10 protein-coding genes are annotated in these 10,329 nt (G+C 56.5%); 1 reads left to right on the top strand and 9 read right to left on the bottom strand.

All coding sequences use genetic code 11. The features are described 5' to 3' along the window. Positions 1–164: 164 nt before the first annotated feature. The 9 genes from IB262_RS35195 to IB262_RS35155 all read right to left on the bottom strand — a co-directional run bounded on the left by IB262_RS35195 (position 165) and on the right by IB262_RS35155 (position 8,519). On the bottom strand, positions 165–665 hold the full coding sequence (locus IB262_RS35195) for an NUDIX hydrolase (RefSeq protein ID WP_192494557.1): 501 nt from the start codon (positions 663–665) through the stop codon (positions 165–167). Continuing rightward, complete coding sequence (locus tag IB262_RS35190; protein WP_192494556.1) at positions 655–2,298, bottom strand: Na/Pi cotransporter family protein; 1,644 nt, start codon at positions 2,296–2,298, stop codon at positions 655–657. The genes IB262_RS35195 and IB262_RS35190 overlap by 11 nt, the downstream gene beginning before the upstream one ends. 71 nt (positions 2,299–2,369) lie before the next feature. Beyond that, positions 2,370–2,648, bottom strand: coding sequence for an inositol monophosphatase family protein (locus IB262_RS35185; protein WP_192494555.1), 279 nt, complete (start codon positions 2,646–2,648; stop codon positions 2,370–2,372). A 19-nt stretch (positions 2,649–2,667) separates the two neighbouring features. Next, positions 2,668–3,447, bottom strand: a complete 780-nt coding sequence (locus IB262_RS35180; RefSeq protein ID WP_192494554.1) for an aldo/keto reductase — start codon at positions 3,445–3,447, stop codon at positions 2,668–2,670. A gap of 228 nt (positions 3,448–3,675) precedes the next feature. Continuing rightward, positions 3,676–4,791 carry an extracellular solute-binding protein gene (locus IB262_RS35175; RefSeq protein ID WP_192494553.1) on the bottom strand — a complete coding sequence of 372 codons (1,116 nt, stop codon included), beginning with the start codon at positions 4,789–4,791 and terminating at the stop codon, positions 3,676–3,678. A gap of 52 nt (positions 4,792–4,843) precedes the next feature. After that, positions 4,844–5,686 carry an ABC transporter permease gene (locus tag IB262_RS35170; RefSeq protein ID WP_192494552.1) on the bottom strand — a complete coding sequence of 281 codons (843 nt, stop codon included), beginning with the start codon at positions 5,684–5,686 and terminating at the stop codon, positions 4,844–4,846. A 2-nt stretch (positions 5,687–5,688) separates the two neighbouring features. Further along, entirely contained in the window at positions 5,689–6,549 is an 861-nt protein-coding gene (locus IB262_RS35165; protein ID WP_192494551.1) for an ABC transporter permease subunit, read from the bottom strand. Then, positions 6,546–7,622: an ABC transporter ATP-binding protein gene (locus IB262_RS35160; protein ID WP_192494550.1), complete on the bottom strand. Its 1,077-nt coding sequence runs from the start codon at positions 7,620–7,622 to the stop codon at positions 6,546–6,548. Before IB262_RS35160 ends, IB262_RS35165 begins: the two co-directional genes overlap by 4 nt. A 66-nt stretch (positions 7,623–7,688) precedes the next feature. Continuing rightward, positions 7,689–8,519, bottom strand: a complete 831-nt coding sequence (locus tag IB262_RS35155) for a glycerophosphodiester phosphodiesterase family protein (protein ID WP_192494549.1) — start codon at positions 8,517–8,519, stop codon at positions 7,689–7,691. Between the two features lie 168 nt (positions 8,520–8,687). Here IB262_RS35155 and IB262_RS35150 point away from each other — a divergent pair, with 168 nt between their 5' ends. Next, complete coding sequence (locus IB262_RS35150; protein ID WP_192494548.1) at positions 8,688–9,851, top strand: ROK family transcriptional regulator; 1,164 nt, start codon at positions 8,688–8,690, stop codon at positions 9,849–9,851. Positions 9,852–10,329: the final 478 nt, after the last annotated feature.

The raw sequence follows: 10,329 nt of genomic DNA, 5'->3' as shown, positions 1-10,329 counted from the left end.
ATAGGCGAAACGCTCGTAGCCGCAGGCGGTGGCGAAACTCTTCAAGGCGGCGCGAACCATGCGTCCGTCGCGGGCCACATCGAGCGCGTCGATCAGAGATTGAAGCTGTCCGTCCATTCCGATTCCTCTCTGCTCTGCTGGACATCACGCACGGAATGCCGCCGTCATGCCGTTCCGATCATCACTGGAACCATAGCCAACAATCTCTTGAGTTCCGGCTCGTCGACCATAGTCGCGGCCTCATGTGGTCCAAACCACTGCAGTCGGCGTTGGCCTTTTTCCGGAAACTCCGACGCAAGCTCCGCTACTTCGAGCAGATGAACCTGCACGAGCGCGGGCATAAGAGCGCCGTCGGCCAGGGCTTTTGCGTAGGTGTAGTAGCCACACGGCCTTTTCCAGGCGCGGCCCCTCACCCCAGCCTCTTCCCAGGCCTCTTGTTTTGCAACCTGATGCGGCTTCTTGCTCTTCATCGCCCAGCCCTTGGGAATGATCCAGCGTCGGCTGCCCCGACTGGTGATGAGCAGGATCTCCACGCTGCCATCCGGATCCGGCTTTCTCCGGACGCAGATCGCTGCGAACTGCCTGATGACATCGCCATTCAAAAGCTGCGGGACCACGTGGGTTAGGACAGAGAGGGCGGACCTCCTTGCGCTTTCAGCTGGCATCACGAAGTCTGCTTTCGATGAGGAGGCCGTGTTCGTCCATGATGGGATGGGCGACTGAGACGATATGCGCGTTAATGCGCTTCAGGTCGCGCAGCATGTCGAGGTGCAGGGAGCTCGTTTGCAGGCTGTCGGCGCGGCCGTCGCGCAGCCGCTCCAGATGGCGCTCGGAGGATTGTTTCTCCATGCGCCGGACCTCGACCTTCACCTCCATTAGCTGACGGGCGAGATTGAAATCGCGGGTGACGAAGATGGTCTGAGCGATTCGCAGGTTCTCCAGCGTCAGGTGGAAGAGCTCGCTGAGTTCGGCATAGCCGTCGTCCGAGAATTTCAGGCCGAGCGAGATCTTCTTGGCGACCTGTGGCAGCAGCCCTTTTTCGATGATGTCGCCGCTATGCTCGAGGTTGATCGCGTAGTCGATGATGACGATTGAGCGGCGACCATCCTCTACGCTGAGACCGCCGCGGCCGAGCTTGGAGAGATAGATCTTCACTTCCTGCTGCAGGCTGTCGACGCGCTGCTCGAGCGATGCGATTTCCGTCAGCTTCGACATGTTGTTGCGCTCGAAGGCATCGGCGGCACGCTGCAGCATGCGCTCGATCAGATCGCCGACGCCGAGCGTTTCGCGGGTGGCGCTAGCGAGCGCCACGACCGGCGTCGAAAGCTCCTGAAGGTCGAGATATTTCGGTGCGTTTTCGGTCTGGGCGTCCCCCGGCACGATCCGGAGCATCAGCTTGGCGAGGAGGCGGGAGAAGGGCCAAGCCAGTGCCGCAAGGATGAGGTTGAAGCCGAGATGCGCGTCGACGGGGAGTTTGGCATGCGACAGCGGAAGAGTATCGAGCATATCGGCGCCGAAGCCGGCCAGCGGCAGGGCAATGGCGCATCCGATGGCGCGCACAATCAGATTGCCGAGGGTGGCACGTCTGGCCGAAGCCGGGCCGGAGAGTGAGGCGACGACTGGTGGAATGGCGCCGCCGAGGTTGGCGCCGAGCACCAGCACGATGATTAGGCCGGCCGAGAAGATGCCGGTCGAGGCGAGCGACAGGATCAGCACGACGGCGGCGAGGCTGGAGGATGAAATAAAAGCGATGCCGGCGGAGAAGGCGAGCGCGACCGGCCAGGCGTTGTCCAGAAGGCCAATGAAAGCTGCGAGCGCCGGCGACTGGCGCATCGGCACCGTGGCGCTGCTGAGGAGATGCAGCGACAGCAGCATCAGGCCGATGCCGATCAGTGCGGTGCCGCCACCTTGGCGGGAGGTCGAGTCGCTGCGATAGAGCACGATGCCGGCGAGGATGACGAGCGGCGACAGCCACTCGATGCCCGTCGCGACGATCCAGGCGGTAACGGCGGTGCCGACATTGGCGCCGAGGAGCACGATCTGCGCCATGCGCGGCTTGACGAGCTCACGCTCGACGAAGGAAGCGACCATCAGCGCCATGGCCGTCGAGCTCTGCAGCGCGATGGTGGCGACGAAACCCGAGATGAAGGAGCGAAGACCGCTGCGGGTGCCCCTCGCCAGCCCGGCTCTGAGCTTGGCGCCGAAGGCCCGTGATACACCGTCCTTCACCTGCGCGAGGCCGAACAGCAGCAAGGCTACGGCACCGAACAGATTTATCATGACGATCGTGGAGGTCATTGGATAGGCCATCGCTCGGGTAGTTTTTCACGTTGTCGGGGATCCAATCCCGTGCCCTTGGTTTTCTTGGACTAGAAACGGCGCCCAAGAACCTTGTTGACGTCATCGGTTGCGGCCAAGACAGCCGCGCCGCCCATTTCCTCGCCCATTACGGCGTCGCCGCGCAATTCGGCCGCGAGGCGATCGCGCATGAGTCTTTCGACCTGGCGGTCAGCATCTGAGACAAATTCGTTCGCGTCTTTCTCTTCCAGAGAAAAATGGTCCCGCTCGCCAAAAAATTTACGCGCCAGTACCTCGGCTTCGAGCGCGATGAAATTGGCGAGTTCCAGGCGGGGGTTCAAGCCTGTCATTTGTGGTCTTTCTTCTTGCTCAGCTGCTTACGGCTAAAGTGAATGCCTTTTGGTTTTCCCGCAGATGTCCTGATTTAGACGTTCCCGACAGAACCACGCCCGAAGGAACTCGATCGGCTATGAAGCGATAGGCCGCGACGGCTGCAGCGGCGGGATCACTATGTCCGTCGACGGCGCGGCCCATTCCGAATGGTCTATTAATTATGGGGGTGATGCCAGTTGCGCTCAGCTCTGCTGCTAATTGTTCAAATTGGAGCGACTGAGCGTTGAAGGGGAACTGTATCGAAGCGTAGAGACCAGTTCCGACTGCTTTCAAAGCGGCTTCGGGCGAGCTGACGCTTGCTCCAAAACTCTCGATCCCTCTTTTCCGCGCGTAGTCGATTGCCTGTTTGATATCAGGATGATCGACGATCTCTACCGACGCCTTGTGCACCTGCATGACGTCGATATGCCCCAATACCTCAAGGCTCCGATCAATGCCGCGCTTCAGGCGATCGAGGCTGTGGTCCACCACGGACACCCGCTCTCCAGGATTCCAGTATTCACCCATTTTGGTCATGATCGTCAGGCCTCGACGATCGCCTTCAATCAGCGTCGCGAGGTGCTTGCCGAGACGTCTCTCACTAGAGGCATAGGACGGCGCGGTATCGAAGATACGTACGGCACATTGAGACGCGTTTGCCAAAAAGACCGCTGCTGCTTCATCGTCGAGCGGTGGTACATCGGCAACGCCCCAATTTCTTCCGATTGAGAGAAGACCAAGGCCCAGATGCAGTCCGGTTGTCGGTAGTGGTGCCACGGATAGTGCCCCTTCTGCTGAAGATTGATCGTCACCAAAGCATCTACAACGGCTTCGCCATTGTGCTGGCCCCGCGTCCATGCGTCTTCGAATTCTCCATAGACGACATCGAAAGGACTACCATCATCGAAGGCATCTCAAAGATTCCCGCTGCATTCGTGAAGGCAAACTCAACGCGCGTGTAATGGCAGGAAGCACTTAGCGCGCTCCCCGCCTGCCTTGGGAGGCTTACTGTTGCAGCACGTTCAAAGAGAACTGCTTTGAAATGTCGTCGCGAAGGGGCTTCGTTGAACGAGTGAACCCTTTGCCGCGATCACCATCCGACACCAGGGACTCGCTAGTATCTGCTTCGGGATGTTGAGGCGCTGAGCCGAAATCGCGGCTGAGTTTGGTCTGCGTCTTTGCACTGGTAAGCCAGTTCACGAAGACCAATGCAGCAGCTTTATGCTTGGCGTTTGCCGGTATCGACACCATGTTACCGCCACTCGGCATACCAAAATCAGGGACGTAGACCTTGAAGGTTTTGGGCACTTCCCCCTTCTTCTGGAGACCTGAGAGGAGATCTTCGAAAGTCGCGACCATCATGAATTCACCAGAGGTCAGACGAGCGACGCTGTCCGCGTTTGAAGCGGTAACGACGAACTGGTCCTTGTGCGATTTGAACCAATCCCACGCAGGTCCAAGTTTCTTGAGGGTCGCGGCGTCGGCTATGCCGGATGCATAATCGACATCTGGAACAAGCTTTCTCGTTACACCTTCGATGAAGCCCGGACCGGAGCCGCCTCCGCTCGACGCAGCGTTGAAGCCTAGTTCGCCAGGGTTCTTTTCCAGGAATGATGCAAATTGCTCAAGCGTCCGAGGGAGATCCGCTTCAGCGATGCGATCGGGATTGTAGGCTATGCACATCTGGTTGCCCCAGAAGGCCGGCGCATACCCCTGGCTATCGCCACCATCGATCGTGAAGTTGAGCTTTGCCCCTTCGGGCAGCATTTGGCGCACTGGTCCGAAGAGGTACTGAGCGACGTTCAGTTTCTTTACGTCAGCGCCGGTCAGAGACAGCACATCGATGTCGCCTTCGGCCCTGTCCTTTTCTGCGAGCATCTTGTTGAAGTTCGAATCATTGCTGCCGTCCGGAATCTTGACCTTGATCCCTGTCTCGGCCTCGAATGCCTTCACCTGTTCGCGAAAACGGTCCTGGAAGTACCAGTGAAACCAGGTGATCTCCCCTTCCTTCTTCGCCTGAGCAACGATCTGGTCCCAGGACATCGATTTCAATTCCTGGGCATGTACGGGGACCGCCATCGCGATCGCCGCCAGACTCATGATAGTCAATCTCTTCAACATTGAATGTTACCTCCGATTTTTGGTGGGATAGGCATTTTTGCAGGCATCGGCGTCATCCCTTGCCGGTTATCGCAGCGGGGTTGGCTTTCCCGAGGAAGCGTTCAACGAGCAGCATCAACAGGACGTTCGGAACAACGAGGATCAGGGATACGACGGCAGCATTTGGTCTGATGAAGTTGTATCCGAGATAGGAGAAGAGGATTGTTGGGACGGTGGTAAAGTCCGGCGCACCGATCACGTAGGAAATCGCGAATTCCTCGATCGATTGAATAAAGACGATGATGAAAGCAGCCAGCAGACCTGGCCGAAGAATCGGCAGGAATGCGGTTCGGAACACTGCCGCAGGTGATGCCCCCATATCCCGTGCTGCATCGATAAGGTCTTGGCGAATCAAAGCAAATGAAACGCTCAATATCCTGATCGCAAACGGAAGAAACATAACCGTGTGGCCAATCAGGATCCCGGCGAACCGCGAGTAAACTCCGAGCTTAATGAGGAGGGACGAAAAAAAGATCGCTACTACAAAGCCGGGCAAGACTAGCGGCAACAGCGTCAATATCTGCATGACCGACTTGCCGGGAAAATCGAGACGTCCAAATGCATAGGCTGTCGGCAATGCAAGAACGACCGCGAGCACGGCGACGCATGGGGCGAGCGTATAGCTATTGATCAGCGCTTGCGGCAATGCCGTGGTATTCCAAACCTCGGACCAACGCGAAAACGAGAGCACCGGCGGAAACATCGCCGGATACGCCCAGGGATGATCGACATCGACCAAAGACCACAACGCAGCTAGTGCGAAAGGAATGAGAAGCCAAAATGCACCGATTATAACCAACACGGAAATCAGAACTCGGCTCGTCCAAGCGTGAGCCAGCGTTTGAACGTTATTCATGGTTAGCCCCTTCCAATACGAGCTAGAAATTGGCTAGCCGCTGCGAGGAATGCGGAACCTCCGAGAGACAGCGCCATAAGGAGCACTGCTACAACAGCGGATATATTCCACCCGTCATCGCCGACCTCTTGGGCACCGACCATGAACTGGGCCATTGAGTTTACACTCGTCGGGCCAGCGACGACCTGGAACGAGAAGTCTCCCGCGGCTCCAATGAAGATGAGTATGAGTGCCGCCTGTAGTGAACGCAGAGTGAGGGGCACAATGATCTTGCGAAAACGCGTCACCGCGCCAGCGCCGAGATCACGAGCCGCATTGAGAATATCGTCGCCGATTGCCTGCACAGCGCCCGTCAAGACCAGCAGTGCGAACGGCATCTGCTTCCAGACTTGGAGGAAGACAACGCCAACGCCGTAGCTATCGTTTTGAAGCCGCATCGGCCGGGCAATGATCCCGAGCTTGACGAGCGCGAGATTGAAAAAGCCCTGGAAGGAGATGAAGTTGATGAACAGAAAGGCGGCAACCAGTCCGTGCACGAGAAGCGGAGCCTTCAAAAACGCGCTGATGAAGCTTGAACCGGGAAACGGTTTCCGAAGCCAGAGTGCCAGCGGATAGGCCATCGCTACAGCCAGGACGGCGCTTGTGACGGAAACACGGGCGGAATACCAAAACGCCCGCCATAGTTGGGGATCAGCCGTCGTAGATTGCCAAAACCGAGTTGAAAATCCGCTTTCTCCAGAGAAATTCAAGAAGCCAAAGGACTGTGATATAGCCATTCCGATGACCACACCGGTAAAGCACAGGATGAGACCCAAGCCCGGAAGGAGAAGAAGGTAAGCTTGAAGCGTCGTTCTACCGTTCATTGAACACGCTCCTTCAGGAAACGGATCTTCGACGGCTCGATCCGAAACGACCTCATTTCGCCCTCAGCAATCTCTGTCTGGCCAAGAATCTGAATCCGGTACAAATCATCGGTACCGGCTGCCGACACGGACACATCGGTGAGGTTGCCGAGAAAGCTCTTTGCTTTAACCTTGAGCGTGAAGACATTTGACTGTCCGTCTAGGCCATCCTGCACAATGGCATCCTCAGGACGCCACATTGCGTAGACATGGTCTGCGATCGGCTGTTCATCAGAGAGAACTTCGACTTCGCCCATTGGGCTTTTGAGCCTGTAGGTGTTTGCGAACGCATCCCGACCGACCACCTGTACCGGCATGATGTTTGCGGTGCCTACGAAGTCCGCAACAAACCGGTTAATCGGCCGATAGTAGACGTCGTGCGGCGTTCCCGCCTGCTCGATCTGACCCGCATTCATGACAACCACCAAATCGGACATCGCCAATGCTTCTGCTTGGTCGTGCGTCACGTAAACCGCAGTAAATCCGTGGTTTTTCTGGAGCTGACGGATCTCGAACCTGACTTGGTCGCGAAGGCGAGCATCGAGGTTTGAGAGTGGCTCATCAAAGAGAATGACGCCCGGTCGGACAGCAAGCGCGCGCGCTAATGCAACGCGCTGTTGTTGACCGCCGGAAAGCTGGGTTGGAAGCTTCTGAAGTTGCGCCTGCAACGACACCTGCGCGGCCGAAGATTGCACACGCTGTTCAAGTTCCTCCTTCGCCGTCCCCTTCTGACGGAGGCCGAAGGCGATGTTCTCGTATACGGTTAGGTGCGGAAACAACGCGTAGGACTGGAAGCACATCGCTGTATTGCGCCGTTCCGGAGGGACGCCACGCATATCCGCTCCGTCAATGGAGATCGCGCCTCCATCGAGCGAAATGAACCCCGCGATCGCGCGAAGCAGGGTTGTCTTGCCGCAACCCGACGGACCGAGAAGCGTTACGAGTTGCCCCTGTTCAACGGCAACCGAAATGCCCTTGAGGGCATCGTAGGATCCAAACCGAATCCGCGCATCTGCGATGCTTAGTACACTCACTGTGACCTCCCGAGCAGCGCAGTGGCGCTGTATTGTGTTATTTCCGCTCCCGTGACGCGTCAGTCGTCAGGCAGCAGCTTTTCGCTTTCTGGTGTAGGAATGGAGAAGTTCCGGCTGATCAGTCTGGATCACGCTAATCCCTGCTTCGATAAGCCGACCCCAGATCAGGTCGGGGTTTTCCGATGCCGCCTTATCGGTCCATGGGGCCCATTTCGCGCCCAGCGTGTTTCGCCACAACGAGATCCCTGCGTTTGCGAAATCATCCTTGTGATAGGCAACGGTTGCGAGATCGTCGAAGCGGATCTCGCACATAAACGCCGACGTATCCTTCAGCATCCGGAACGTATCGTTGAATGTCGCGTCTTCGAATTCGCAAAGCGCCATAAACGGAATTTTCCCGAGCGCCTGCCTTTTGACCCAGTCAACATCCGCATCATTCGCGATTGTGGTTTTCAGATCCACATATTGAACGGCAGACATCTCCTGAATGCAGCGCGTGGCTTCAGGAAAAAGGCTGCGATCTTTCAAATCCAGGTCGGCAAATATTCTGCCTTTAAGGCATTCGAGTGCTTCTTCGAGCGTTGGAATTGCATGATCAGTGAGGTCGTGCCCGTCACCTCCATTACGCTGTCGCAATCGAACGCGCTTGAGCTCTGCCATTGTCATGGAGCTGACGTCGCGTTCAATGCCTGCAACGCGGTTCAGATTCGCATCGTGCATTAGGAAAAGCACGCCGTCTGCGCTCATGCGGACATCCAGCTCAACGATATCGCAGCCGAAACCGATCGCATTCTCGATCGATGCAATGCTGTTCTCGGGCGCTGCGCTCCAAGCCCCGCGGTGCGCCGCGACAGCGCATGGGCGATTGTTGTCTGCAATGAAATCTCTGTAGTGCATCGAAACCTGTCCTAGTGGCAGCCCTATCGAGAACCGCGGCCAATAACTACTCGTGATGAGTAACAAATTTATGACGGAAAGCAAGGGACAGTGCTAACTTTTCCTTTCGTTTAAAACGTATTGAGGCTAAGTCACTGAAATCCGATTACTCATGCCAAGTAGGTTAGCATGTCATCCGTGAGCTATCGTTCGGAAGATTTTATCCATCAGCGCTTCCTACGCGGCGATGGCCAGGACGTGGTCCATCCGAGTGAACGTAAAGTTCTAAAGGTGTTATGGGACCATCCCGCCGTCGCCCGATCGGAACTTCCAGACTTTGTGGATCTGTCCCAGCAATCGGTTTACCGGATTATAGATCAGTTGGCCGAAAGAGGGATCGTTGCGATCGGCCCCCCGAAGCCGGGAATTGGTCGTGGCCAGCCCAGCCCCTCTTTGACGCTTAAGGGCGACTATGCCTACACCTGTGGAATCTCAGTAAACACGGACATTATCGGAATTTGCCTTACCGATTTTAGCGGCAGGATTATTGCCGAAAGTGATGTTATCCTGCGTGGACAAGGAATGAACGACGCACTGGCTGGGGTGCGCGAGAAGATCGCCTCACTCCAGACCGCAAACAATCTACGAGACGAGAATTTCTTTGGGATCGGCTTTGGGATTGCAGCATTCTATGTTGGAGGGACTCGATACAACGCTCCCCTACCGTTGCACGAGTGGTCATTGATTGAACTGGGCCCCGTACTCGCTCATTTCTTCGGAAAGCCGGTATGGGTCAATAACAACTCAAACACTGCGGCCATCGCCGAATCTATGTTCGGAGTAGGCCGGCATATCAAGCACTTCGCTTACCTAAGCTTCAACTACGGCTTTGGCGGCGGTTTGATCAGCAATGGTGAGCTTCTGTCCGGTGGTTACGGCAACGCAGGCTCGTTCTCGTCGATGTACGATGACGAGGAAACAAAACACCGTCCTGCATTGCAATTCCTGATCGAGCGACTGAAAGAGAACGGCGTCGCCGTCTCGTCAATCGAAGCAATGCGGAAAAATTTCGACCCGAATTGGCCGGGTGTGGCGGGTTGGGTGGATGAAATCACACCCTCATACAACCGCCTCGTCAATGCTATCCGTGCTATCTTCGACCCGCATGCTATCGTGTTTGGTGGACAAATTCCCGAACGACTAGCGGAAATGCTGATTTCTCGAACCAGCATATACGAACGCAATCGCTATGGTGTTTCGAGACCCGCGCCGAAACTCATTACGTCGGAGATCAGTACCGACGCCTCTGCGATCGGGGCATCAATTGTACCTTTCCGAACTACATTTTATTGAAGCAATTTCCGCACCGGTAAGAGAACCTACAAATAAGAATAGTTACGCTGAGACTGCGCGGCGTCGCGCAGACACGGTTTTGAGCTCCTTCAACAGTCGGCTCAGTGAAAATTCCGCGTCTTGATCTTCAGCATATCGATATGAAGGTTCGGCACGAACGCGTCCCGCGGGGCGACAACCATCGCGCGCGTGCTCTGGCAAATTGATAAGCGCGGCACGGAAGGCTGCCGGGCAATCACACTTAATGTAGTTTTAGGTTTAGTCGATTAGCGCGAACGAAGCCGCATGGCGTTCCGGGAAACAATAGGCTTGAAACCTCCAAGTCGCGAAAAGGTCTCTTTGGCAAATCCCGGCTACATCCCCAAGGTGCCCACGGACTGTCCGGGGGACAGTTGCCCGGAGGAAGTCACTCCGGCTCCAGGAGCCCTCGATCCTTCGCGATCGCGACCGCATGGGTGAGGTTTGTAGCGCCGAGCTT

This window comes from Ensifer sp. ENS02 (assembly GCF_014851885.1).
In the GTDB taxonomy this organism is placed as follows: domain Bacteria; phylum Pseudomonadota; class Alphaproteobacteria; order Rhizobiales; family Rhizobiaceae; genus Ensifer; species Ensifer adhaerens.
The sequence above is the reverse complement of the archived record's forward strand: the minus strand, read 5'-3'. Positions and strand labels throughout refer to the sequence as shown.

Excerpts from the sequence above, each read along its gene's own strand:
- IB262_RS35195 (WP_192494557.1), bottom strand. The coding sequence starts at position 665 with ATGCCAGCTGAAAGCGCAAGGAGGTCCGCCCTCTCTGTCCTAACCCAC.
- IB262_RS35190 (WP_192494556.1), bottom strand. The coding sequence starts at position 2,298 with ATGACCTCCACGATCGTCATGATAAATCTGTTCGGTGCCGTAGCCTTG.
- IB262_RS35185 (WP_192494555.1), bottom strand. The coding sequence starts at position 2,648 with ATGACAGGCTTGAACCCCCGCCTGGAACTCGCCAATTTCATCGCGCTC.
- IB262_RS35175 (WP_192494553.1), bottom strand. The coding sequence starts at position 4,791 with ATGTTGAAGAGATTGACTATCATGAGTCTGGCGGCGATCGCGATGGCG.
- IB262_RS35170 (WP_192494552.1), bottom strand. The coding sequence starts at position 5,686 with ATGAATAACGTTCAAACGCTGGCTCACGCTTGGACGAGCCGAGTTCTG.
- IB262_RS35165 (WP_192494551.1), bottom strand. The coding sequence starts at position 6,549 with ATGAACGGTAGAACGACGCTTCAAGCTTACCTTCTTCTCCTTCCGGGC.
- IB262_RS35155 (WP_192494549.1), bottom strand. The coding sequence starts at position 8,519 with ATGCACTACAGAGATTTCATTGCAGACAACAATCGCCCATGCGCTGTC.
- IB262_RS35150 (WP_192494548.1), top strand. The coding sequence starts at position 8,688 with ATGTCATCCGTGAGCTATCGTTCGGAAGATTTTATCCATCAGCGCTTC.